Annotated in this window: 23 protein-coding genes; 17 read left to right on the top strand and 6 right to left on the bottom strand. The window is 39.1% G+C overall.

Annotation, left to right across the window (positions count from 1 at the left end):
• Positions 1-181 precede the first annotated feature (181 nt).
• The 4 genes from fahA (at position 182) to MMO38_RS02005 (ending at position 3,816) form a co-directional block, all read left to right on the top strand.
• Positions 182-1,489: a fumarylacetoacetase gene (fahA, locus tag MMO38_RS02020; protein ID WP_004670879.1), complete on the top strand. Its 1,308-nt coding sequence runs from the start codon at positions 182-184 to the stop codon at positions 1,487-1,489.
• Entirely contained in the window at positions 1,476-2,108 is a 633-nt protein-coding gene (gene maiA, locus MMO38_RS02015; RefSeq protein WP_004670877.1) for a maleylacetoacetate isomerase, read from the top strand. Before fahA ends, maiA begins: the two co-directional genes overlap by 14 nt.
• Positions 2,109-2,127: 19 nt before the next feature.
• Positions 2,128-2,676, top strand: a complete 549-nt coding sequence (locus MMO38_RS02010; protein ID WP_004670876.1) for a VOC family protein — start codon at positions 2,128-2,130, stop codon at positions 2,674-2,676.
• A gap of 360 nt (positions 2,677-3,036) precedes the next feature.
• On the top strand, positions 3,037-3,816 hold the full coding sequence (locus MMO38_RS02005) for an IclR family transcriptional regulator (protein WP_004670873.1): 780 nt from the start codon (positions 3,037-3,039) through the stop codon (positions 3,814-3,816).
• 82 nt (positions 3,817-3,898) lie between these two features.
• On the opposite strand, the gene hppD is transcribed toward MMO38_RS02005, so the two are convergent.
• Positions 3,899-4,954: a 4-hydroxyphenylpyruvate dioxygenase gene (gene hppD, locus MMO38_RS02000; RefSeq protein ID WP_004670871.1), complete on the bottom strand. Its 1,056-nt coding sequence runs from the start codon at positions 4,952-4,954 to the stop codon at positions 3,899-3,901.
• Between the two features lie 970 nt (positions 4,955-5,924).
• Here hppD and MMO38_RS01995 point away from each other — a divergent pair.
• Positions 5,925-7,595, top strand: a complete 1,671-nt coding sequence (locus MMO38_RS01995) for an FMN-binding glutamate synthase family protein (RefSeq protein ID WP_005196745.1) — start codon at positions 5,925-5,927, stop codon at positions 7,593-7,595.
• Between the two features lie 23 nt (positions 7,596-7,618).
• On the opposite strand, the gene MMO38_RS01990 is transcribed toward MMO38_RS01995, so the two are convergent.
• Genes MMO38_RS01990 through MMO38_RS01975 form a run of 4 tightly spaced genes read right to left on the bottom strand, consistent with a single transcriptional unit; the run spans position 7,619 to position 11,346 of the window.
• Positions 7,619-8,647 carry an alpha/beta hydrolase gene (locus MMO38_RS01990; RefSeq protein ID WP_004670867.1) on the bottom strand — a complete coding sequence of 343 codons (1,029 nt, stop codon included), beginning with the start codon at positions 8,645-8,647 and terminating at the stop codon, positions 7,619-7,621.
• A complete protein-coding gene (locus tag MMO38_RS01985) occupies positions 8,647-9,774 on the bottom strand; it encodes a YdcF family protein (RefSeq protein ID WP_241322344.1) in 1,128 nt (375 codons plus the stop codon). Before MMO38_RS01985 ends, MMO38_RS01990 begins: the two co-directional genes overlap by 1 nt.
• An 8-nt stretch (positions 9,775-9,782) precedes the next feature.
• Entirely contained in the window at positions 9,783-10,829 is a 1,047-nt protein-coding gene (gene murB, locus MMO38_RS01980) for a UDP-N-acetylmuramate dehydrogenase (protein ID WP_347005727.1), read from the bottom strand.
• A gap of 4 nt (positions 10,830-10,833) precedes the next feature.
• The gene (locus MMO38_RS01975) at positions 10,834-11,346 is read right to left on the bottom strand and encodes a low molecular weight phosphotyrosine protein phosphatase (RefSeq protein ID WP_241322340.1); all 513 of its coding nucleotides are present in this window, start codon (positions 11,344-11,346) and stop codon (positions 10,834-10,836) included.
• Between the two features lie 200 nt (positions 11,347-11,546).
• Here MMO38_RS01975 and MMO38_RS01970 point away from each other — a divergent pair, with 200 nt between their 5' ends.
• On the top strand, positions 11,547-12,707 hold the full coding sequence (locus MMO38_RS01970; RefSeq protein WP_241322338.1) for an iron-containing alcohol dehydrogenase: 1,161 nt from the start codon (positions 11,547-11,549) through the stop codon (positions 12,705-12,707).
• Positions 12,704-13,144, top strand: coding sequence for a thioesterase family protein (locus MMO38_RS01965; RefSeq protein ID WP_241322336.1), 441 nt, complete (start codon positions 12,704-12,706; stop codon positions 13,142-13,144). Before MMO38_RS01970 ends, MMO38_RS01965 begins: the two co-directional genes overlap by 4 nt.
• A 132-nt stretch (positions 13,145-13,276) precedes the next feature.
• Here MMO38_RS01965 and dnaX read toward each other — a convergent pair whose 3' ends face one another.
• Positions 13,277-15,340, bottom strand: coding sequence for a DNA polymerase III subunit gamma/tau (dnaX, locus tag MMO38_RS01960; protein ID WP_241322335.1), 2,064 nt, complete (start codon positions 15,338-15,340; stop codon positions 13,277-13,279).
• Between the two features lie 193 nt (positions 15,341-15,533).
• Here dnaX and MMO38_RS01955 point away from each other — a divergent pair, with 193 nt between their 5' ends.
• The 10 genes from MMO38_RS01955 (at position 15,534) to MMO38_RS01910 (ending at position 26,121) form a co-directional block, all read left to right on the top strand.
• Positions 15,534-16,697 carry a cupin domain-containing protein gene (locus MMO38_RS01955; RefSeq protein WP_241322333.1) on the top strand — a complete coding sequence of 388 codons (1,164 nt, stop codon included), beginning with the start codon at positions 15,534-15,536 and terminating at the stop codon, positions 16,695-16,697.
• Between the two features lie 229 nt (positions 16,698-16,926).
• The gene (locus MMO38_RS01950; protein ID WP_241322332.1) at positions 16,927-17,979 is read left to right on the top strand and encodes a linear amide C-N hydrolase; all 1,053 of its coding nucleotides are present in this window, start codon (positions 16,927-16,929) and stop codon (positions 17,977-17,979) included.
• Positions 17,980-18,017: 38 nt separating this feature from the next.
• Positions 18,018-18,530 carry a hypothetical protein gene (locus MMO38_RS01945; protein ID WP_241322330.1) on the top strand — a complete coding sequence of 171 codons (513 nt, stop codon included), beginning with the start codon at positions 18,018-18,020 and terminating at the stop codon, positions 18,528-18,530.
• 390 nt (positions 18,531-18,920) lie between these two features.
• A complete protein-coding gene (locus MMO38_RS01940) occupies positions 18,921-19,487 on the top strand; it encodes a TetR/AcrR family transcriptional regulator (RefSeq protein WP_241322329.1) in 567 nt (188 codons plus the stop codon).
• A gap of 537 nt (positions 19,488-20,024) precedes the next feature.
• Complete coding sequence (locus MMO38_RS01935) at positions 20,025-20,345, top strand: metalloregulator ArsR/SmtB family transcription factor (protein ID WP_241322327.1); 321 nt, start codon at positions 20,025-20,027, stop codon at positions 20,343-20,345.
• 73 nt (positions 20,346-20,418) lie between these two features.
• The gene (gene sulP / locus MMO38_RS01930; protein WP_241322325.1) at positions 20,419-22,131 is read left to right on the top strand and encodes a sulfate permease; all 1,713 of its coding nucleotides are present in this window, start codon (positions 20,419-20,421) and stop codon (positions 22,129-22,131) included.
• A 185-nt stretch (positions 22,132-22,316) separates the two neighbouring features.
• Entirely contained in the window at positions 22,317-23,519 is a 1,203-nt protein-coding gene (gene sstT, locus MMO38_RS01925; protein WP_004670840.1) for a serine/threonine transporter SstT, read from the top strand.
• Positions 23,520-23,525: 6 nt separating this feature from the next.
• Positions 23,526-24,206: a YoaK family protein gene (locus tag MMO38_RS01920; protein WP_004670837.1), complete on the top strand. Its 681-nt coding sequence runs from the start codon at positions 23,526-23,528 to the stop codon at positions 24,204-24,206.
• 3 nt (positions 24,207-24,209) lie between these two features.
• Complete coding sequence (locus tag MMO38_RS01915; RefSeq protein WP_005196718.1) at positions 24,210-24,749, top strand: DUF2058 domain-containing protein; 540 nt, start codon at positions 24,210-24,212, stop codon at positions 24,747-24,749.
• 115 nt (positions 24,750-24,864) lie between these two features.
• Positions 24,865-26,121, top strand: a complete 1,257-nt coding sequence (locus tag MMO38_RS01910) for a mechanosensitive ion channel domain-containing protein (RefSeq protein ID WP_241322323.1) — start codon at positions 24,865-24,867, stop codon at positions 26,119-26,121.
• The last annotated feature ends 275 nt before the right edge of the window (positions 26,122-26,396 follow it).

Raw genomic sequence — 26,396 nt, 5'->3', positions numbered from 1 at the left:
TGTATTGCGTAATTAATTATTTTCAGTATGATAGAAATCATAACGTTCACTCCTCTTGCGAGATCAAGCTGAAAGAAACTTATAATATTTTCAATATATCTATATATTTCAAACAATTGATCAATAAAGTGAGAAGCTTAAAGGTAAACCCTGAAAAAATTAAGACAAGGAAAGCAAAATCATGACACAGCATTTAACTTCTTTTCTTGAGATTGACCCTCAATCAGATTTCACAATGCATAATTTGCCGTATGGCATTTTTAGTGAAATAGCTCAAGCTAATAAACGCGTCGGTGTTGCCATTGGAGACTGGGTGATTGATCTTGCGGTATTAGAAACACACGGCTTGTTGCAACTGGATGGAAATCAAAACTATTTCAATCAGCCGACATTGAATACATTTATTGAGTCTGGGAAACAAAACTGGCAAAAAGTGCGTCAAACCCTGCAGAACTTATTGTCTATAGACAACCCAACACTACGTGATAATGCCGAACTACGTAAACTGGTATTATTGCAACAAAATACGGTAACTTTACACTTACCCATTCATGTACCTGGCTATACCGATTTCTATTCATCTAAAGAACATGCCACCAATGTCGGTACCATGTTTAGAGATCCTAAAAATGCCCTTCTGCCTAACTGGAGCGAACTTCCAGTTGGATACAATGGACGAGCGAGCTCAGTCATCGTTAGTGGTACAGATATTGTTCGTCCATCAGGACAAATCAAACTACCAAATAGCGAACGTCCAATTTTCTCAGCAACACGCAAACTCGATTTTGAATTGGAAACTGCATTTATCGTGGGCAAAGCGACTAAGCTTGGTCAGCCTATCTCGATAGAAGATGCATCAGATCATATTTTTGGTATGGTTTTACTCAATGACTGGTCAGCACGTGATATCCAACAGTGGGAATACGTACCGTTAGGACCATTCAATGCCAAAACTTTTGCTAGTGCTATTTCTCCATGGGTGGTAACGATGGAAGCACTGGAACTATTCAAAGTCAAAGGTCCGACGCAGCAACCACAACCACTCCGTTATTTACAAGAAAATATCGCCAATAGCTACGACATTCATCTCAGTGTCGAAGTACAAACGCCACAATCGCAAAAATCAGAAGTGATCTGCCAAACCAATTTTAAATATATGTATTGGTCGATGGCACAACAACTGACACATCACACCATCGCAGGTTGTAATGTGCAAGTTGGTGATCTGATGGGCTCAGGTACCATTTCAGGACCAACCGAAGACTCGTACGGTAGCTTACTTGAATTAACGTGGAATACTACCAAACCATTAACCCTTTCAAATGGTGAAACACGTGGTTTCTTAGAAGACGGCGACCGTGTTGTGATGAAAGGTTATTGTGAGAAAGATGGGATTCGGGTCGGTTTTGGTCAAGTCGAAAATACCATCCTTGCAGCACATAAGTTTGAATTTAATCGAACTGAGGAAGAGAGCTATGAAACTGTATAGCTATTTCCGTAGTTCCGCTGCATATCGCGTACGGATTGCGTTGAATATAAAACAGCTTGCCTATGAAACTCAGCCGATTCATTTAGTAAAAAATGAACAGCAGCAGGCAGATTATCAAGCACTGAATCCAAGCCAATTGGTACCGACGCTAGTTGATGCGGATCAGACCTTGTTGCAATCCATCAGCATTTTGGAATATTTGGAAGAAGCTTATCCTGAGGTCGCTTTATTACCAAAGAATATTGCTGAACGAGCTAAAGTTCGAGCCTTTTCCCAAGCTATCGCCTGTGATATTCATCCGCTCAATAATTTAAGAGTGTTGAAGTATCTACAACAGGATCTTTCGCTAAGCGATCAGCAAAAAAGTAACTGGTATCAGCATTGGATGTTGCTCGGCTTTCAGAGTTTAGAAGCACAGCTTCAGGATTCAAATGGGCAGGTTTGCTTTGGTACACAAGCCACATTTGCTGACTGTTGTTTGATTCCTCAAGTCTATAACGCAAAACGATTCAAAATTGATTTAACTGCGTTTCCAAAGATTGAATCCATTTATCAACACTGTTTAACGCTTCCTGCATTCTTGCACGCAGCCCCAGAACAACAACCAGATTGGGAATAAAGATAAAAGGAGTTTTATGATGAGCTTTGCAATTAAAAAAATTCACCACGTCGCCTACCGTTGTCGAGATGCGAAAGAAACCGTGGAATGGTATAAAACCATGCTGAATATGGACTTCATTTTAGCTTTTGCAGAAGATCACGTCCCTTCGACTAAAGCCTTTGATCCTTATATGCATTTATTCCTCGATGCAGGTCAAGGCAATGTCTTGGCATTTTTTGAACTGCCAACGCAGCCTGAAATGGGCCGCGATGAGAATACACCACAGTGGGTGCAACATATCGCTTTTGAGGTTGAAGATCACGCCACCCTATTAGATGCAAAAGCACATCTTGAAGCCCATGATGTGAAAGTACTAGGTGTTACCAATCACGGTATTTTCCATTCAATTTATTTCTTTGATCCAAATGGTCATCGGCTAGAACTCACTTATAACGATATACATGCCGATGCCAAAATTGCGCGTATTACCGAAGAAATGAAGTCAGAAATGCTCGACGAGTGGAGCCGTACTAAACGCGCCCCGCACCATACCCATTTCTTACATGAAGATGAGTTAGGTGCTTAGATATGCGCTATGCAAATGTGATGCAGAAAGATAATGCCAGTAAAAAGGCACGTTTTCAGCATAGACGCATAGCATAAACAATGTGGGGATCGGCATTGAAGATATATTGACTTCAATGCCGATTTTTTATTGCCTGAACATAGGTAAATTGCTAAATGAGAGGCATATTTTGCTGTGATACAAACGAAATGCAATTCCATGCGAAAACAAATGTATGCTTATACGATTCACCTATTTAAGTCATTTAAAAAGATGATTTCTATTTTGCGGGATGCTCAGGCATTATGTGCAGAACTCGTAAAATCGAATACCAAGATCAAACCAATACTGCTAGATGAAATGTAGATGAAGGGTTATTGAATGATTGAAGAAAAGTTATCTGGTGGGGTTCAATCACTTGAGGTGGGATTATCCGTTCTCAATGCCCTTTTGGAACACAATAAGCCGATTATTTTAAAAGAGCTGTCCAGCCAACTTGATATGCATCCAGCCAAAGTACATCGCTATTTGGTCAGCCTGATTCGTATGAATTACGCGAAACAACTGGAAGGTGGTCAATATGCCTTGGGCGATCAAGCTTGGCGTTTGGGGCTTAACTGTATTCAACATACTGATGTCTTACAACTGGTTCAGCATCTAATCTACGATCTACAAAGTAAAATTGGCTGCGGTATTCAGATCAGTAAATGGTCACCTAAAGGTCCGTTAGTCGTACAATCGATTGAATCAAACCACCCGATTTCAATTGTGACCAAAGTCGGCTCAACCATGCCTTTGGTCAACTCTGCGGCAGGTCGTATTTTTGCATCTTATTTGCCTGAAGCTGTGATTCAGCCGTTGATGTATACCGAATGGGAAAAAGCGGCACAAAACCACTATCCAATTAAACCATCAAACTGGGATGAATTCTTAGCACTCAAAGAAACTACGCTACAGCATGGCATGGCGATCGCACAAGGTGATCTGCTGGTGGGCATTAATGCGGTTGGTTTACCAATATTTAATGCGCAACATGCCATGGAGTTTTGTATAGTTGCTTTGGACAGTGAGATGTTCCTACCTGTACATGCAGGCAGTGAAAAACTCGAATTATTCAAACGTGAAGTTGCAGCAATCAATCAGTACATTAAAACGCGTTAATTTTTAAATCATCTTTTCATCCTAAAAATCAAAAAAGCCAAGAATCGATTCTTGGCTTTTTAGTATGGATTTTTCGAGATATTTATTTGGCTTCTAATACACCACGACGAATCTGATCACGTTCAATCGATTCAAATAATGCTTTGAAGTTACCTTCACCAAAGCCATCATCATCTTTACGTTGAATGAACTCAAAGAAAACTGGCCCAAGCATATTTTCAGAGAAAATCTGCAATAACAGCTTCTTCTGACCATCCTTAGTATTGCCGTCTAATAAAATACCGCGCTTTTGTAATTCATCCGTCGGTTCACCATGTTCAGGCAAACGCTCTTTCAACATTTCATAATAAGTTTCTGGCGGTGGCGTCATGAACTTAAGCCCTAAGCCTTTCAACTTATCCCATGTCGAAATAAGATCATCGGTAATGAATGCAATATGTTGAATGCCTTCACCATTGAAATCTGCTAAGAACTCAGCAATTTGACCATTACCCTTGTCAGAATCTTCATTTAATGGAATACGAATCAAACCATCAGGTGCAGTTAAGGCTTTAGAGGTTAAACCTGTATATTCACCTTTGATATCAAAATAGCGAATTTCTTGGAAATTAAAGATTTTTTCGTAGAAATTAGCCCAGTAATCCATGCGTCCTTTATAGACATTATGGGTTAAATGATCAATTTCATTTAAACCAGCACCGCGTGGATTACGCTCAACATCATCAAAGAAAACGAAATCATTTTCATAAATATCACGATCTACGAGGAAAATCGGCATACCACCGATACCTTTAATCGCTGGGATATTCAGTTCCATTGGCCCTGATTGAGAATGCATCGGTTCTGCACCTAGCTCGACAGCATTCTTAAAGGCTTTTGCAGCATCACGGGTTCTAAAGCCCATTGCACATGCTGATGGACCATGCTCTTTAAAGAAAAATGAAGCATAAGATTCAGGTTGGTAATTCAAGATGATATTGATATTACCTTGGCGCCATAAATAAACTTTTTTAGACTTGTGTTTTGCGACTTTTGAAAAACCAATTGTTTCAAAGATTTGATCTAATCCATTTTCCGTCGAAACAAACTCAATAAAAGCAAATCCACATAGTTCTAATGGGTTATCTAAAATGTCCATCTAGTTTCCCTTATCCTTTTTGAGATAAATTCATCCGTTTTTAATACTAAACAGCATGATATCGATTTCTAAATGATGATTTAAACAATGGCTCTCATCGTTAACATCATCCAAAAGATCACAACATGTGTAAGCGTTAACAGAAAAGGCATACGGTGTTTTTATATATCGGTCAAAAGCATCCGTGTTAAAGCCTTTTCTTTTCCTTGAGTAAGCCAAATACAACGCTAAAAAAGCATGTCTAAGCATTGGCTACCAACTTAAAATTAATGCTACAAGAAAGATTAAATTTATGCAATACATAATTTAATTATGTTATGTGTAATTATTTCGATTTACACGGACTCAATTCTGCTTAATCAAACACCCTATATTGCGGGATCAGCGTGATTTAACGATAGATAGATTTATATCTAAATCCGACCTTGGTCTCAATACAATAAAACATGAATATTCCACTAAATGAATAGCAAAATGTATAAATAACCTCGAAGCGCGTCAGCACGTTAAAAGTTCACTAAGCAATAAAAAGATGTGTATGAGTAGGGTCTGTTGACACTTCAGCCATGCCTTGCGTTATCAGCTAAAATGACATAAACAAGGCATGAAACGCAGACAATGGCGATCCCCTTGTCAAGTTTTATAACGAAGTTTAGGGAAGTTTTAGCTATAACCCTTCGGGACAGGGTCATTTTTAGCCGTTACAGCGTTATGTTTTAATCATTTAGAATGACTAAATTTCATAAAACATGCCTTGTACCGTCAAAAAAATGCCCTCTGTCGCAAGCATCTGTGAAATGTCAACAGACCCTAACCATCTGAGAAGAATACAAAATTTGATGTATGTACATTGGAATTGATTTTAGCCGCTTTAAGAGAATCATTCTCAGACCTAACAATTCATTACTTGTAGTTATATCTGGTTCTTGGCATGGTTGCTTCATTGTTTAATGATAGGAATCTCTTGACTATGGCTAGTCCAGCACAAGCGATAAGACATAAACTACTCAACACTTTCTTTTCAAGACATTCTGTTTGGTTTCTTTGTATTTTTATCGCTTTAAGTATTACTTGGTTCAAAGCAACGTACACTCCACATACCATTTACTATTTTATTTCTGACACGCTGCTAAATGGGCTTTGGCTAGTAACAACGATACTCAGTCTGGTTGGTTTATACGATTTACTGCAAAAGAAACATGCCATATTAAGAAACTATCCAATTTTAGGTCATTTCCGTTTTATTTTTGAAGATGTACGTCCTGAAATCCGCCAATATTTTATTGAGTCAGATCAAGATGCGTTACCTTTTTCGCGGATGCAACGTAGCCTAGTCTATCAACGCGCCAAAAATGAAAATGCAGATAAACCATTTGGTTCAATCATCGATGTGTATGAACCGAACTATCGCTTCATCGTCCACTCTATCGCGCCATGCCCGCCTGCTGATCCAGCCTCATTTCGTGTTCAGATCGGTAATGCCCAATGTCTGCAACCCTATAGTGCCTCGATTATGAATATCTCAGCAATGAGCTTTGGGAGTCTAAGTGCCAATGCCATTCGAGCATTGAATCAGGGCGCAAAAATGGGGCATTTTTATCACGATACTGGTGAAGGCAGCTTGAGCCCTTACCATTTAGAAAATGGCGGCGATATTGTTTGGCAAATTGCCAGTGGCTATTTTGGCTGTCGCACGCCTGATGGACTTTTTGATCCTGAGAAGTTTGCTTTACAAGCTAAAAATCCACAAATTAAAATGATTGAAGTCAAGCTTTCACAAGGTGCTAAACCGGGTCATGGTGGAATTTTGCCGAAACATAAAATCACTGAAGAAATCGCAAGTATTCGTGGTATCTCCAGAGATCATGACTGCGTTTCTCCATCTAAACACCCAAGCTTTAGCACGCCAATTGAAATGATGCATTTCATTCAGCAATTAAGAGAGCTGTCTGGTGGCAAACCTGTTGGTTTCAAGCTGTGTATTGGGCAGCCTTGGCAGTTTATGAGTATTGTAAAAGCCATGCTCGAAACAAAGATTGTACCTGACTTTGTAGTGGTAGATGGTTCTGAAGGTGGTACAGGTGCTGCGCCAATTGAGTTTAGTGATTACATCGGCACGCCATTAAGAGAAGGTTTACGCTTCGTACACAACACCTTGACCGGTGCTGGTTTACGCAGCCAAGTGAAAATTGGCGCAAGTGGAAAGATCATCAGTGCATTTGATATCGCCAGCACTTTTGCTTTAGGTGCTGATTGGGTCAACTCCGCACGTGGATTTATGTTTGCTGTTGGCTGTATTCAAGCGCAAAGCTGTCATACCAACCAATGCCCTGTTGGTGTCGCCACACAAGACCCAGATCGCCAAAAAGCGATTGATGTGCCAAGTAAGTCCGAACGCGTGTTTAGTTTTCACAAAAACACCTTACATGCATTATCTGAAATGATAGCCGCCGCAGGTTTAAGTCATCCATCCGAGATCAAAGCACATCATTTAGCACAGCGTATGAATGATCGAGAAATCAAAAACTATGCGCAAATTCATTTCTTTCTCAAAGAAAAGGAATTGCTACAGAGCGATTTAGATGATGACGAGAATTTCTACTATCGAATGTGGAAAATGGCGGATGCCACTCGGTTCTAATAGAAACTAAATAGCAATCACCACTAATAATAGTGGTGATTTGGTTTGGCATGTAAGAATGCTGGAATGAGTCCTGTCAACGCCGCACGAATATCGGCACGCTCATTAATCAATTGATGTGAGCCTTCTTCTAACATCAATAAAGTCTGCAATCTAAATTTACGCCGAATATATTCAATGTTATAACGCCAATCCACGGTTTGATCGAGCGCTCCTTGTGCTAACCAAACAGGGATACGACAAGCGGGTCGCTGTTCCATTTCCAACATCCATTTCGACATCGCGAGTATCCAATCCATTCCCATCATACGAGGCTGTAAAGGATCTTTAAGTCGAATAAAACGAAGGAACTCAGGGTTATGATTATTACGGCGGAAATGTCGTGGCACTTGGCTTTTGATCCTGCGAATAATGCCTAGGCCGACAGAATTATGCCACCACGCTGTTTTCGCAGGTCGAATCAATGGTGACAACAACAACACTCGATCAACGATCGGATCTTCCCGACGCTCAGCATACGCCAGCAAATGATGCATCCAAATCGCACCACCGGTACTTTGCCCTATTCCTAACCATGGTTTTGGTAATTGTTTCGCGTCACGAACCGCATCATAAACAGCATGTAATACCTGTTGGTAATGGTCAAAGTTTTGAATACTTGCCGCTGAACCATCACTCAAACCATGTCCCGGTAAATCGTAAGTAACAACACTAAAGCCTTGATCCAATATCTCTTTAATGATCGGCTGATAAATCCCACTATGCTCTAAGTACCCATGCAACAAGCAAACAGTACCTTGTATCTTGGATTGTTTCGGTTGAAAAACTTGTACATGAACACGGAACAATGGCATTTCGACATAACCTTGCCACTGATCACACTCCAGCGAGTCCAATCCATACAACTTCTGGTAGGCAAGTAATGCTTTAGGTGCTTCAAAAGGTTGATTCAGATCTAAAGCTTCAAGGATTTGAGGCGTGGTTTCACGATTTGGAATAGGTAAATCAAGTTGTTTTAAAATTGTCGGATTTAAAAATGGAATATTGGACATTATGGTATCTCCCGACAATCACTTGAACCAAATAGCACATCACGAATCGTGGCAAGCATTTCATAATTTGCACGGCGACTATGATCATAGTTTTTTTCACTTGGGCGCCAGCGCGTTAAGCTAGTTGGCATTGGTGCAACGACAGGAACAGTCTCTATGCCATTCAAAGCGAATAACCGTCGTGTACGAGGCATATGATACTCATCAGTAATCAAGATGACTTTGGGTGCGCCACCTTTCTTTTGCAGTAAAAGCGAACTGAAGCGAGAGTTTTCACAGGTATTCATACTTCTATTTTCAAGTAGTTTCGCTTCAAGACCTCGTTCTTCTAGCCAAGCTTGCATATATGGTGCTTCTACTCCACTCAGCACAATAGGCAAATCGTACTGCTTCTCAACTTGCAATGTTCGCTCCAAGCGCAAGCGTGTGTAATTATTTACCACAATGTCTTTGCCATTTGCACCAAGCGTCAACCCACCACCCAATACCACAATCGCATAAGGTTCAGTGCTGTTTTTAGCTTCAACAATGCTGTCTTTATTCTTTTCAAGCTCAAGTAAATCTTCTTTGCTCGGCCCTTCTTGCTCCTGAACGATCGGCAACTCAATCGGATATGTTTCTAAAAAAACGACATACTTTTCCATTAACACCAAATTATCAGGTGTATTGAATTGTAAAAAATCAATAGGTGTACTCGCAGCAGCGACACGCTCTTGCGCTTGTTCTATTTGCTCATTGCTTAACGGAATAATTGGCTTTTTTTCCTGTTCGCTTTCTTTTTCTTGTTCATCAACAATAAGTTGTTGTAGCAATTTATACCGCGCCTGAATGAGCTTTAAGTCTTCAGAACTTTCAGGTTGAAAACGCTTTTCGATTAATTTGAGATATGCTTGTCGAGCGATCCACAAGTTGGAACCCGGTTCCAAGTTTTCATGTTCACTCAAAGCAGCGGATTTTTGGCTTTGAGCCGCAACTTCATTGACATCCACTGAAACAAAGTGATTTAACCCCTTCACCATCAGTTGAGAGTAAAATGGCGAATATAAAAAAAGTACAAAACAGCCCAATAGCACGAATAGTATTGTTATTACGCGTACCAAACTGACCATCCAATGTACTTTAGCCATAGATCTCCTCATGCATTATGGGCTTGGATTAAACCTTGTTCACTATATAACACAGGCTCAGGTTCCAATTGAATACTAAACTTTTGTTTTACATCACTTTGTACAGCATGGTAGGTATTTTTAACATCGGCTAAAGTCGCCTCAGCATAATTCACCAGTACCAATGCCTGCTTATGGAACATACCAACTGAACCCAATTGCTTGCCTTTCCAACCACTTTGATCAATCAACCAACCTGCTGCCACTTTAACATTGCTATTTGCTTGTGGATAATGAGGAATGTTTGGAAATTGTTGAGCAATTTTGTCAAATTCAGTTTGTGAAAGAATGGGATTTTTAAAAAAACTTCCCACGTTTGGAAATGCTTTCGGATCGGGCAATTTACTTTGACGTATATGAATCACCTGATTTTGCAGATTTTCCGCCGTCAACTGATCTGCTACCGCTTGTTTGAGATCACCGTAATTTAGCTTTAAATCAGCATGCTTCAATAATTTAAAAGTAACACTGACAATAATGTAGCGATTCGGTTGATCTTTGAAAATACTATGCCGATAAGCAAAATGACAATCTTGGGCTAAAATTGAATCGAACTGCTTTAATTCACGATCATAGACTTGTACAGATTCAATAAATTCACCGACCTCAACACCATAAGCACCAATATTTTGTACAGGTGAAGCGCCCACTAAACCCGGAATCAAAGCTAAATTTTGTAAACCAAACCAGTTTTGCTGTGTGCTATATAAAACAAAATCATGCCATACTTGACCTGCGCCAACCTTCACAGTCACTGTATTTTCATCTTCAGCAAGCAGATCAATGCCTTGAATATTTAAGTGCACCACCAACGCTTGAAGTTGTTGCGGCAGCAATAAATTACTTCCACCAGACAAAACCAAAACGTTTAAACCTTGTTGTTCAGCGAACGCTAACGCCTCTATAACATCATGCGGCTGATGAATTTGAACATAGTGTGAAGCGATCGCATTCAGGTTTAAGGTATTTAAATGTTTAAGCTGAACTTGCTGTTGTACATTCATGTCGAATGAGATCCTATTACCCTGCTTTGATTTGCTGTTTAAAAATATTCACCCATGCTTGACTACTCGACTCACATTGATCAAGCACTCGATCAAAGCCATCCGCCCCACCATAATACGGGTCAGGAACGGCTTGTTGAGTAAATAACGGATCGTGTTCACTCATCAATGCTATTTTTGCACGGATTTGATCAGCCCCAAATTGGTGAACGGCTTTAGCCATGAGTGATTGAATATCTTCAAAGTTTTCATGATCCATTGCTAAAATAAGATCAAACTCAATGAAATCTTCTAATCGCAATTGTCTTGCTCTTTGCGTAGAGAGATCATAGCCGCGCAGCTTGGCGTGATGCTGGCTCCGTGTATCTGGTGCTTTGTTCGGATGGTAGTTACTTGTTCCAGCTGAATCGACCAATACGTCTAAAGCATGCACATCACAATAATGTCTGAGAATCGCTTCTGCTGTGGGTGAGCGACAAATATTTCCCAAACAGACACATAACACCTTATAGGGCATTTTCGATGGCATAATCACCTCAACGCTACACTTTTTGACAGCGTCTTATGTTAATTTATTTGAGCAATGAAACCTATAGTCACTTGATATAAAAATGTTGTATTTATTAGGGTTTATTAACATTTCATCTATGATTATGAGAGAGAATATTTTAGCTTAGCGCGTAATTGATTTATAAAATGCAAATAAAGTTCAAGTATAAGGATGTATCTATGAATCCATTTCAATTTCAAACCGTTCCGAACATTATTGCGGGACTAGGTTCGATACAAGAACTTAAACAGGTTTTAGCACAACACCATTATCACAAAGCGCTTTTAGTAACAGATGCGGGCATGATCCAACATCAGCTGCATCAGCCGATTATACAAATATTCAATCAAATCTCCCTCGACCATATTATTTACTCCGATATTCAAGCTGATCCACCAGAACATATCGTATTAGAAGCAGTTGATTTTGCGAAAAAAGAAAAGATTGATGTGATTATCGGTTTTGGTGGCGGCAGTTCAATGGATGTCGCTAAAATTATTGCTTTACTCGCACATCCAGAGCAACAGCAGCACCTCAGTGAAATCTATGGTGTAAATCAAGCCAAAGCCCCTCGTTTGCCTCTTATTTTAGTTCCAACGACTGCTGGAACAGGCTCTGAAGTCACGCCGATTTCAATCGTCACAACAGGTGCGACAACCAAAATGGGGGTTGTTTCCCCTATCCTTTATGCTGATGTTGCTATTTTAGATGCAACATTTACAGCAGGTCTGCCTGCACATATCACGGCTGCAACAGGTATCGATGCGATGGTACATGCCATTGAAGCCTATACCTCAAATATCAAAAAAAACTTTTATGCCGATATATTGGCGAAGAATGCACTTCAATTACTCAATCAAAATTTAGCCAAAGTGCTCAAAAATGGCGCTGATTTAGATGCTCGTCAAAATATGCTGATCGGCTCAATGTTGGCAGGTCAAGCTTTTGCGAATGCACCTGTCGGCGCTGTGCATGCTCTTGCTTATCCTCTGGGTGGACATTTCCATCTTTCACATGGACATACCAATGCTTTGGTGCTTGTTGAAGTATTGAAGTTCAATGTGCCAAAAGCTAAACATTATTACGCCGAGCTCATGCAGCTGCTCGATCCACGCAGTACAGGCTGTACGGATGGATTATGTGATCTTTTCATTGATCATATGCAAAATCATTTAGATCAAAGTGGTCTAACGCTTAAATTAAAAGACTTGGATATTGCAGAAGCAAAATTGCCACTATTGGCGAAGGATGCCATGCTTCAAACGCGATTATTGCAAAATAATCCACGAGCTATGACCGAACAAGATGCTTTACAGATTTATCAGGCGATTTATGCATGAGTAAACCGATTTTAAAAAACCGTGACCAATTCAAATTCTTTTTGGATATACAAACCCGTTGGGCAGACAACGATATTTATGGCCATGTCAATAATGTGACCTACTATAGTTATTTTGATACCGCAGCCAATTCATTGTTGATTCAAAAAACAGGTTTTGATATTCATCACAGCGACGTGATTGGTCTGGTGGTTGATTCAGCCTGTAGTTTTTTACAAGAACTATCATTTCCAGAAATCATTGAAGTGGGTGTCGCAATTGGAAAAATTGGCAATTCATCGTTACGTTATGAATTGGCGATTTTTAAGCAAGGCCAACAGCAAGCCGCCGCACAGGGGCATTTTGTTCATGTCTTTGTAGATCGTGCGAATCGAAAGAGTACGGCAATTCCTGAAAATATGCGCGATGTGCTTACTGAATATTTACTAACAGACTAAAGCGTTGCTTTAAGTTTAGTTCCGCCACTCGAGTCTTGCTCTCGTCTTGCGCTCGGACAAAGCTAAGTTTAGTTCCGCCACTCGAGCCTTGCTCTCGTCTTGCGCTCGGACAAAGCGTTGCTTTGTCCTCACTCAGGACTTCAATTGAATATTGTGTAGTTCTGCATCAAAAGTCTCAATCAAGCTTTTGATGGTTGGTTCTTGTTGCAATAATTCCACAGCTCGGTTGAAAGCTTTTTCTTTACGCTGGTTTTGTATCGCCAATGGCGTATTGGAATGCACTTCACCATACTGCACATCGAACTGGGTATTTGGCCATTGCGAGTTGAGTGCATCCTCTAAACCATGTTGTAACTGCGATAGCATTCCCTCGTATTCTTGAGGAATATGAAAAATCGACACACCATTAATTTGCCCTTGCATGACTCCATGCTGGGCTAACTCCTGAACGGCTGGAGAAAGCTGACTGGTTCTAAACCAAAACTCCCACTTCTCCAAATTCCACTCACCCTCTAGCACCTGTTCATGAAGTTTTAGAATGTCTTGTGGCATCAAATCCATTGCTTCAACAGCAGCTTGTTGAATATCAGTCGAAATCTCGGCAGATTGTGCCGTCATTTGCTCGACCACAACAACTTCATCGAATAACTCAGGCTCGACCTGTAAATGATTCTGTTCAATCTCTTGATTTACAATTTGATCTGTCTGCGCTTTTGGCTCTACAGGAAAAATAAGCACATCATCAAATGCTGCAATATTAGACTGGTGATTTTGTTGATCGGAGACACTGTCTATTCCGATAAGCTGTCCATCTGCTGCATCGAAAACCATGACCTCAGGATCTTCCTGCACGATTGGTTCAGGTTCAGGTTCAGGTTCAGGTTCAGGTTCAGGTTCAGGTTCAGGTTCAGGTTCAGGTTCAGGTTCAGGTTCAGGTTCAGGTTCAGGTTCAACGCTAACGACTTCTTGCTGAACGACAAGTTGCTCTTCAACTTCAGTGCGTTGTTGCAACTGTTGAGTATCTGATGAGATTTTTTCAGCCGAAACCACAGTTTTTGGGGATGGCTCAACATGATGTGGGTTTGTTTCAACAACAGTGATCTCACCCACAGATAAAGGTCTAAATGCGAGCAAGCGTAATACGCACATTTCAAAGCCTTGCTCTTGTGTTACTGCAAGTTGTAAATCAGCACGCCCCTTGCATGCAATTTGATAATAAAGTTGTAAATCTTGAGCTGAAAGCAATTTTGAGAGTTGCAGAATTTTCTGATTAATTTCTTCACTATATTTCAATGCAAGATCAGGTAAATACTGTAACAAAGCCAATTCATGCAATGTTGAAACCAACTGATCTAGGACCAAAGACACATCTAATGCTTGCTGTCTAAATTGCAAAAGCAACTGACTGACACGGGCTTGTTGGTTTTGATGAATCGCCAAAATCAAATCATAAATAATCGTACGATCAATCAATCCAAGCATGTCTTTAACATCTTGGTGGTGAACAGCACCCTGACCATAGGCAATCGCTTGATCCGTTAAGGAAAGCGCATCACGCACAGAACCTTGTGCCGATTCAGCAATTTGCCAAATGGCATCTTGATCAGCATCAATATGTTCTTTATTCAAAATCTCAGTGAGATGCGTGGTTATTTCATCGACAGCCAGAGGGCGCAAGGTGAACTGCAAACAACGAGAAATTACGGTAATCGGTAATTTCTGAGGATCAGTTGTCGCAAATAAAAACTTTACATGTTCAGGTGGTTCTTCCAATGTCTTTAACAACGCATTAAATGAATGCGTTGAAAGCATATGAACCTCATCGATCAGATAAACCTTAAACCGTCCTTGAGTGGGAGCATAAGGAACATTATCAAGAAGTTCACGTGTGTCCTCAACCTTGGTGCGTGATGCAGCATCGATTTCGATTAAATCAATAAAACGACCTTCATTGACAGCTTTACACGTTGCACAAACTTCGCATGGCGTAGAGGTTACCCCAGTCTCACAATTTAAACACTTGGCTAAAATACGGGCAATCGTCGTCTTCCCGACCCCACGCGTCCCTGTAAACAAGTAAGCATGGTGCAAACGCCCACGTTCTAACGCGCTCGTTAAAGCACGAGAAACATGGTTTTGCCCCACTAACTCATTGAAATTACGTGGACGGTATTTTCTTGCCAGTACTTGATACATGTATGCTCCCATTTTGCATCTTAAGCATACTGTTTTTTTGAAAGGACTGTAAACGAATCTGCTTCTAATTGATCAAGATTAAATACATTCCCGTATTATTTATTTCCATACCGATTACATCGCGCAACACTTGCGCCAATATTCAACTCCATAGACAATACGCAACAAATTTATATATTTTGGCTTGCTCCCTATGTCTCAACAATCTTTAACGGTTTTAGGCGGTATCACAGCAGAACAGTTTTTAACTGAATATTGGCAAAAAAAACCTTTGCTGGTGCGTAACGCAATGCCTGAAATTGTCGGTCTATTAGAACCAGACGATGTAAAAGAACTTGCTTTGGAAGAAGATGTCACTGCTCGCCTGATTCGTCAAAAGAATAAAAATCCAAATGAATGGCATGTAAAGTCTTCTCCGCTCACCAAAGGTGATTTTCAAAAATTACCGAATCTATGGACATTATTAGTTCAAGCGGTTGATCATTATTCATTTGATATCGCTGAACTCTGGAAAAAATTTCCTTTTATTCCCCAATGGCGTCGGGATGACATCATGGTGTCTTATGCACCACAAGGTGGTTCAGTCGGCAAGCATTTTGATTTTTATGATGTCTTCTTGGTGCAAGGTCATGGTCATCGCCGCTGGCAACTCGGTCAAATGTGTAATGAATCTACAGCATTTGTTCCTGACCAACCTTTAAAATTATTAGCTGAAATGGATATTCATTTTGATGAAGTGCTTGCTCCAGGTGATTTACTTTATGTACCGCCAGGTCTTTCACATTACGGTGTCGCAGAAGATGATTGTTTAACCTTCTCTTTCGGTTTCCGTATGCCAAACCTCTCAGAGATGATTGATCAAGTCAGCGATAAATTTGCAGAAAACGAGATACTCAAAAAACCATTGCTTGATATTAAACGCCAACAAGCTGCTCAAGTGGGTGAAATTAACGATACTGAATTTTCATACTTAAAAACTCAACTACTTGACTATCTCACTCAAGCACCAGAGTTCGACGCTGCGATCATGTCTTATATGAGTGAATCAAACTATCCTAACAATATTCCAGAACCAGAGGAAATTGAAGCCAATGATTTGACAGAAATCATTGATACAGGATTCCAGTTGATCCTTGAACCCGCATCGAGACTACTTTATAGACAACAAGGTGACTCTCTAGACTTTTGGGCAAATGGCGAAAACGTCTGTGTTTCCAAGACCTTTGAAAATTACTTAAAGCAAGTCGCAGATGGTGAAAGCTTAATATTTGATGAACAGTTCAATCAAACTGAAATACTCGAAGATGTCGCTCAACTGCTAAATAATGCGATTGTGATGTTATTACCTCCAAACTAATCCTTTTATTGATACTTCCAAGATAATTAACTTCAATATGTGAAAATATATTAAATTAACCTTTTCACTACAGTCGGTTAATTATACTTGGAAATATCAAAGTGATTATTTTTATAACAATTACATTTTAATGATTGAATACCAATAAAAAATTTATAAACTACTTATTAATAATTTAAAAATATATCTTTCTTTTAAATAATTTTTTGACAAAAAACGGAGCCAAAACATGTTTAAAAAAACATTATTTTGTTCATTTATCGCTTCTTCATTATTTTTACAAACTGTTCAGGCCTGTACCAGAGCCGTGTATTTGGGCAATGACAATCATGTCATCACTGCTCGCTCTATGGACTGGAAAGTCGATGTCGGTAGCAATCTATGGATCATGCCCAGTGGTGTAAATCGAGATAGTAATGCAGGTCCAAAATCACTAAAATGGAAATCAAAATATGGCAGCGTAATCGCCTCTGGTTATGATGTTTCCACCACAGATGGAATGAACGAAGTTGGCCTTGTAGCGAATGTGCTTTGGTTAGTCGAGTCTCAATATCCAGACTCAAAAAAATCAAATAAACCCCATTTAAGTATTTCAGCATGGGCACAGTACGTACTTGATAATTATGCAACTGTTGCTGAAGCTGTTAGTGCCTTAGAAAAAGAACCTTTTATCATCATTACCGATAATGTACCCGGTGAACAACGCCTAACAACGCTCCACTTATCGCTTTCTGATAAAACAGGAGATAGTGCAATCATTGAATACATCAATGGAAAACAGGTCATTCACCACAATAAAAAATATCAAGTGATGACGAATTCTCCAACCTTTGATCAGCAACTTGCTCTCAATACTTATTGGCAACAAATTGGTGGAACCGTGATGCTACCCGGCACCAATAGAGCCGCAGATCGCTTTGCACGCGCCTCTTTTTACATCAATGCCATTCCTAAAAACAATAACCCGAAAGAAGCGATCGCCTCGGTATTTAGTGTTATTCGCAATGCATCCGTACCATTTGGTTTAAATACAGCCGAAGAACCGAATATCTCCTCAACCCGCTGGAGAACAGTTGCAGATCACAAGCAACAACTTTATTTTTTTGAATCAGCTGTTTCCCCGAATGTTTTTTGGATTGATTTAAAGAAAATCAATTTTAAAGATGGTGTTACACGTAAACTTGATCTTGGCAGTGATCAACAAAATACCTTTGCTGGTGACGCAACCAGTCAGTTCAAAATCGCAAAACCATTTGAATTTCTTGGTTCAGCATCACATTAATAACCGCCTAGACGTGGAATAAACAAGAGACCTTAAATATGAAAAAAGTACTGTGCTTACTTAGTATTGCTGTAATGACAAGTGGTTGTACAAGTTTGCAAAATTCGCAAACCACTACGGCTATTGATCATCTTGCTACTGCAGGCTCATTAAATTGTAAGAGCAATGAAATTTGCCCGAATGTGGTCGTTGAATGGGATAAACAACAAAAAGATCGACTAAAAGTTGATGTTGCGTTGACAAGTACTTATCAATATTACGATATAACAGCTATGACTTTCTTGGTGGATGGGAAGTCATTTAACTACCGACCTACTGAGAAAACTCAACAGAAATATATAAGTAAGCTTATTCCTAAACACTCAGCCAATACCTTTGTTCTCCCAAGCTCGTTTCTTTATGAATTGAGAGGCGCGAAAAACGTTGAGCTATCCATTGAAACCGATAAAGGAATAATTCAACGCTCAGTATATACCCCAACGCAATCATCCACACTTTCCAAAAACTTCGCTCGACTCATTGCAAGTCTGCCGAAACAGCAACCCCAATAAGCTCAGATAAAGATGATGGATCAGTTATTATCTATTGATAACTGACCATTTCATCAATCAACCCCTGGTTATGAAAATGATTATCATTTTTAATTAAATATTGTTTCTTCGCAATAATACCAATCAATAGAATCATTCGAAGCGTACTCATTTCAGCGCAATTTTCTATCTATTAATAACCAAACTTTTTATAACCAAGTTTTATTCGCATTATTAAATCCGTACTGCTCGTTTTAACTGATCACATGAATGACTCATTTAAAAATCAATTAAATAAATAGTGTTATTTACCCCTATGATAATTTTTGAATAGCATGTAAAATGTCCGCCAAAATTGCATAATGAAATGCAAAAAAATGCTCTTGATGGGGAGCGAACCCGAGGCGTTATATGTCAAAAAAAGAAGATATTATTAGCACAGCATTAAGACTATTTAACTCGCATAGCTACAACTCGGTTGGGGTCGATCGAATTATCAGCGAGTCAAACGTTGCAAAAATGACTTTCTATAAATATTTTCCATCTAAGGAAAAGCTGATTCAAGAATGTCTCATCCAGCGCAACCAAAATCTCCAAGCTTCGCTAAACATCGCTTTAAGTAAAGGCGATCCAGCCGACCATATGGGGCAGCTCAAAACGATTTTTGAATGGTATGCTGCATGGTTCAATACCGAAGATTTTAACGGATGCATGTTTCAAAAAGCGCTTGGAGAAGTGATCAAGATCTACCCTTCAACCTTAGAACCTGCAACTCAATATAAAATTTGGTTAACTGCCTTAATTCAAGCTTTACTTGAAAATATAGGAATTCAAACACCAATCCACCTTGCAACGCTCATTGTCAGTATTTTAGACGGTATGACGATTCAAGCGCATGTGAATAAAAACTCTGTTGAAATGAACGAGTATTGGAAGCGTGTTGAACACTTGATTAACTTTGAACAAACACTTGCATAAATAATTTTATCCCTTTACCAGTAAAGGGATAACTATATAAAGCAATGAAATAATTGAATAAAAAAATAAAGCGTGATTTATAATTTTTTTTCTGGCTCACGCTTGCGTCTAAATTTAGTTAATAATAACTATTATTACCCTCTGGCGGTCGTGTTTTCACAGTTCCGATCCTTTTTATGCAGACAGATTCTTCTGTCCTAATTCCAATTGTATACACTTTTATTTGAAGTACAATCAATTTTTAACTTTTTTTAATATTCATTAGTTATATTAATCACTTAATTTTATTGTGTAGTAAACTTAAAAAATCTTACTCCATAGACATGATTTTTTGGTTCTATTTTAGCTCAAACCCACCAAATGCTAATCAGTCGACATTTATTAAAAAAAAAGCTAATTCATTAACATAATTGCTTATGCTTATAAATTTTGCTTATATGCCTTGTCATTAAAAACCATTGTGATTATTCAGTTTTACAACAATTCTTTCTATTACCCATCTTATACTTGGGTCGGTTTTCTGGTGACGAGTGAAATATGCAAAAAAATCTTGAAATTGAAGCGATGAGAGCATCTGCGGGTAACGTTGTTAATGTACTCAAATCTCTAGCAAATACTGATCGGTTGATTATTTTGTGTCATTTAACTCAAAAAGAACTTAACGTCACACAAATTGCGGAACTCACAAACATTGTTCAACCCACCCTTTCACAACAATTGATGATGCTACGCAAAAGCAATGTTGTTTCTACACGTCGTGATGGCAAACAAATTTTTTATTCAATTCTTGATCCAAAGCTAAATATCATCTTGAATACCTTGTATGAGCATTATTGCCCTAAACCAGACCAATCATAGGGAAAACAAGCACTCGTTTCTTTAGCATTTTTTCTGCATAATATATACGAATTTATGCTTTAAAATGTTAGACATGAAAAAGTTAAATCAAGGCCTCTCTGTACTGTTTCCTGCAAGAAAATGGTTACGCAACTATCAGCTCCCCAGTTTTAGGTCTGATTTAACTGCCGCTTTAATTGTTTTGGCGATGCTTGTTCCTCAAGGTATGGCTTATGCCATGTTGGCGGGCTTGCCACCAGTCATGGGAATATACGCCAGTATATTGCCGATGATCATCTATGCATTTACGGGCAGTAGCTCCACACTGTCGATTGGTCCTGTTGCCATTATTTCCATGATGGTTTTCGCAGCATTAAACCCACTCTTTACAGTTGGTTCAGCAGCCTATATAGAAGCTGCTTGTCTTTTGGCGGTCTTAGTGGGTGTGATATCACTCATTTTAGGTCTATTTCGTTTTGGTTTTTTAATTCAATTGATTAGCCATCCCGTTATTCAAAGCTTCATCATTGCATCGGCATTATTGATCGCACTCGGGCAATTCAAGTTTTTACTCGATATCCCCTTACAAGCAAATAATATTCCTGAGTTCTTTGTCAGTCTATCTCAACACTTCGATAAGATAAGTCTTACAAATCTCGGTTTTGGAATTACAGCGATTGGCATACTCATTTTATTGCCCAAGTTTATTCAATCTCATTTTATAAATAAAATTATTCCTCTACTGCTTCTCCTCTTATCAATCGTGTTTATTTCTGCCTTAGGGGGAGATCATTATGGTATTCAAACTGTTGGAGCGATTCCCTCTGCTTTACCTAGTTTTCATTTTCCAACATGGAACTTGACTTTGGTTCAACAGCTACTCCCTAGTGCTTTTATGATTGCAATGATTAGTTTTATTGAGTCCTTGGCAATAGCGCAAGCAACTGCTTTGCAAAAGCGTGATGATTTAAACAGCAATCAAGAGTTGATCGCATTAGGTTTGGCAAATATTGCAGCAGGTATAAATTCAGGCTTTGCTGTTTCAGGCAGTTTATCTAGAACGGTGGTCAATGCTGATGCAGGTGCAAAAACGCCGATCTCTGGTGTGCTTTCTTCATTATTAATGATCCTCGTAAGCTTATATTTTACAGGTCTATTTGAAAATCTACCTTTAGCCGTTTTAGCTGCGACGATTTTTGTTTCCATCTGGAAACTTGTCACACTGACACCTTTTATTGATACATGGCGATATTCAAAAGCGGATGGTCTTGCGATGTGGGCAACGTTCTTGGGTGTGACCTGTATTGATATTTCGACTGGGCTTATTATTGGTATTGTTTTAACTTTTGTCTTATTACTCTGGCGAATCAGCCGTCCACATATTGCAGTGATTGGTTTAATCGAAGGCACTCAGCACTTTAGAAATGTGTCACGATATGATGTCATAACAACACCAAACGTTGTGGCATTTCGTGTTGATGAAAATCTTAGTTTTTTAAATGCACATATTTTGAAAGGTCATGTGATTACTGAGCTTAGCCAAAACCCACAGATACAACATGTCGTCATCAATTGCTCAAGTATCAGTAATATTGACCTCAGTGCGCTAGAAATGTTGAAGGATCTAAATCAAGAATTATCACAATTACAGATCCAGCTTCACCTCTCAGAAGTAAAAGGACCAGTAATCGATAAGCTGTCTAAATCAGAGCTAGTAAAGGAGTTGAGTGGTCGAATATTTCTATCACACTACCAAGCAATACAAGCGCTTTCCACTCAACCTCAAGCCGATACAAAAACTTTATAGCTGTTTTTTCGCTCAAAAGGATATCGTATATTTCTATAAAATACTTTTAAAAAACATTACGTTATTTTTTACAGTATTTTTAAAGTAATGCGGTAGTAAAAAAAATTTTAATATTCATAGCGCTTAGGTATAGAATACGGCGCTTGTTTAACCTTAAATCGTGCATAGGTTTATAAGGCCTTCATATGTTTAATGTATTGTCTCGCTTAAGTTTAGTTAGCAAAATTATTATCGCTATTTTTTTAGGGATTGGCGTGGCATTGCTATTCCCTACTTTCACACCTTATCTAAGTTTATTAGGTGAGTTATTTATTAAGGCCTTGAAATCTGTTGCACCAATTTTAGTTTTTGTACTCGTACTTTCTTCAATTGCAAACTTTCAAGTGGGTCAAAATTCTAATTTAAGACCTGTCATGACCTTGTATGTACTCGGCATGCTGTTCGCTGCATTTAGTGCTGTCATTGCAAGCATCATGTTCCCTAGTCAGCTTTTTTTGAATATCGCAGCCCAGTCTGAATTACAAGCACCTGGTAATCTTGCTGAGATCTTAAAGAACTTACTGCTTAGCTTTATTGCCAACCCTGTACAAGCAATCAGTGATGCTAATTTTATTGGTATCTTGGCTTGGGCAATTGGTTTAGGTTTAGCACTGCGCCACAGTTCTGAATCAACAAAACAAGTATTAACCGATGTTTCCAATGCTGTGAATAAAATCATTCATATCGTGATTAGTTTTGCGCCAGTCGGTATTTTTGGCTTAGTTGCAGTGACCTTTGCTGAAGCTGGTTTTGCAACGTTGACAAGCTATGCACATTTATTGATGGTATTGATCGGTACAATGATTTTTGTTGCACTGGTGATCAACCCAATCCTTGTTGCGATTACAATGCGTGCCAATCCCTATCCACTCGTGTTTATCTGTTTGAAAGAAAGTGGGATTACTGCCTTCTTTACGCGTAGTTCAGCTGCAAATATTCCTGTGAACTTAGACCTTGCACGACGTTTAGGTGTCAATGAAGCAACTGCAGGTGTTTCCATTCCACTTGGTGCTACAATAAACATGGCGGGTGCTGCCGTTACCGTGACGGTATTAACACTCGCTGCTGTAAATACGCTCGGTATTCAAGTCGATCTCAGCACAATGATTATTTTGTCTGTTGTTGCAGCAATATCTGCTTGTGGTGCATCTGGCGTAGCAGGTGGTTCATTATTGCTTATCCCCGTTGCTTGTAGCTTGTTTGGTATATCAACAGAAGTTGCTATGCAGGTTGTCGCAATTGGTATGATCATTAGTGTATTGCAAGATTCAACCGAGACAGCACTCAACTCATCAACAGATGTTTTATTCACTGCTGCTGTAGATTTCAGAGACCGTCTAGACTCATAGGTTTATATGCCACTTCAACGTTTACCAAATTGGATTCAACTGGGTGCTTTTTTATTGGCATTGAATGCAGGGATGGTGAACGTTTTGGGTTTATTCACTCTCCTGCACCAATCCGTTTCTCATATGACGGGTAATGTCAGCTTATTGGCCATGAATGTACTCGATTGGCAACCAGATCATCTGATTTACCTTGGCTTAGTGGTAATATGCTTTGTAGTTGGCTCATTTTATAGTGGCCTAATTCTTGGAAATGGCAATCTTGCGCTAGGGCGACATTATGGATTTCCACTGAGTTTGGTCGCCATTTTTCTGTTTTTAACGTGGTTGCTCATCCCCTATTTTCCTCGCTATGGCTTACTCTGGGCCTGTGTAGCGATGGGCGTACAAAATGCAATGGTCAGCCACTATAAAGGAGCGATTATTCGTACCACACATTTATCTGGTGTATTAACCGATATTGGCTTAGCGCTCGGCTACAAAGCACGTGGGTTAACAGTCGAAAGAAGGCGTATTTTGCTACACTTACTCATCTTTACTGGATTTTTAGCAGGCGGACTCATTGCGAGTGTGCTGTATCCATATTTAAACTTACAAACCTTTCTTATCCCAACGGCTTTAAGCTTAGCGATGAGTATGGCATATTGGATTTATTATTTTCGTTCTTCATCAAACTTAAATTTGGATTGAATCATGGTTAAAAATGCATTGCAGGCTCAGTTATTAAAAGCGGGTTTGGTCGACAATAAAAAAGCGAAAAAATTAACCAAACAAGTGCAACATGAGCAACGTACAGGGCAAAACGATGATGCAACATTTAAAGCTGAGATTGATCGTGCCAAACAAGAAAAAATAGCCAAAGATCAAGCGCTCAATTCAGAGAAACAACGTATCTTGGAAGAAAAAGCCCTAAAAGCTTCAATTATCCAAATGATCAAACAACACAAAGTACAGCAAACTGATGGCGATATTGCTTATCAATTTATTGATGATAATAAAATTAAGAAAATCTACCTTGCTCAACAGGTCTATAACGCACTGGTCTCTGGCTCACTGGTCATTGCAAAAGATCAAGACAGTTATGCTTGTCTTCCTAAAGAATTAGCCGAGAAGATTGACCAGAAAATGCAAGGATTCATCTTAGTCAACAACAATACTGAAAATAATAGTCAGACTACAGATGAAGAAGATCCATACGCAGCCTATGTCATTCCTGATGATTTGATGTGGTAAATCATTTAACTCTGTAAAAACGCCTTACAGATCGTATATAAACTGTGATTAAAAATAACTAAAGCCCTATTACAGCTTACAATTCGCTATTAAAGAATTTTAAGGTGTTTGGGTTTTGGATTATTTAAATTTTATACGCGATATTAGAGCTGAATTAAGCCATTTTCCTTGGCTTGAAATGCTACTCGCTCTGATCGTTCTAATTTTATTCGCAGCACTGGCAAATTTCATTGCGAAAAGAATTATTGTTCGTGGTATACGCCATTTAATCACCAAGTTTAAATCTCCAAATCAAGCGATCTTCTCACAGCATAGTGTGACTCGTCGTTTTGCCAATATCGTGCCTGCAATTGTGATTATGAATGGGATCTCCTCAGTCCCACACCTCCCAGAGAAAGTAATCAGCCTTGTGCAAATGGGTGCTCAGGCCTTTATTTTCCTCACTATCGCACTCTCGATCAGTGAAGCGCTCAACATCTTCAACCTCGTCTATCAGCGTAATCCTAAATCAAGAAATAAACCCATTAAAGGTTATTTGCAACTGGTTAAGTTGGTCTTGTTTGTGGTTTGTGGGCTATTAATTTTAGGTACTTTCCTTAAAAGAGATGTCTTCACTTTACTTGCTGGTTTCGGGGCAATGGCAGCGGTATTAATGCTGGTGTTCCAAAACACAATTCTTTCTTTGGTCGCCAGTGTACAAATCACATCTTACGATATGGTTCGTATCGGCGACTGGATTGAAATGCCGTCTTTAAATGCTGATGGTGACGTCATTGATATGTCATTACATACCGTGACTGTTCAGAACTTTGATAAAACCTTCACCACCATTCCAACCAATAAACTAGTAACGGATACGTTTAGGAATTGGCGCGGAATGAGCAACTCAGGTTGCCGTCGTATGAAGCGCTCGCTTTTTCTTGATCAAAGTAGTGTTCATTTTATGAGTGATGAAGAACAGCAAAAACTCAAAGACTTTTTACTGTTAGATCAATATCTTGATGCAAAGAAATCTGAAATTGAGGAGTTCAATAATCATTTAACCAATCATTCTCGATATAACCAGAGACGTTTAACCAACTTGGGAACGTTTCGGGCTTATGTTGAGTTCTACTTACGTCAGCACCACGGGATTGCCCAAAATCAAACAATTTTGGTTCGCCAGTTACAACCAACAAGTGAGGGCTTACCTTTAGAGATTTATGCATTTACCAACACGATTGCATGGGCATCTTATGAGGCAATTCAATCTGATATTTTCGATCATCTAATTGCTATTGTTCCTGAGTTTGGTTTAAGAATTTATCAAGCACCATCAGGACACGATTTACAAGCATTTAGACAACAAGCAAGCACTGAAAAGCTCACTTAAATCAATACGCATAAAAACTGCAATGGCTTGAAGTTCTCACCCGACCCAAATAAATGGACAGACACAGAACTCTCAAGCCATCGAGGTATAGATAAAAATTTTATAGCGACAACTAGGTATAGCTATACTTAAGCCTATTTTCTCTAGTTATCTATTTTAAAAATGTTCAAATTTTATAAAATCATTTGGTCCACTTAAGTAGATTCAAATTAAATTCCGATGCCAACAAATATGCTGCCATCATCAAGGCTAGTGAAATAGTAATTAAAACGATA

The sequence above is a fragment of the Acinetobacter sp. NIPH 1852 genome (genome assembly GCF_022549455.1).
Taxonomy (GTDB): Bacteria; Pseudomonadota; Gammaproteobacteria; order Pseudomonadales; family Moraxellaceae; genus Acinetobacter.
Note: the sequence above shows the minus strand (reverse complement) of the source record. Positions and strands in the feature narration are given on the sequence as shown.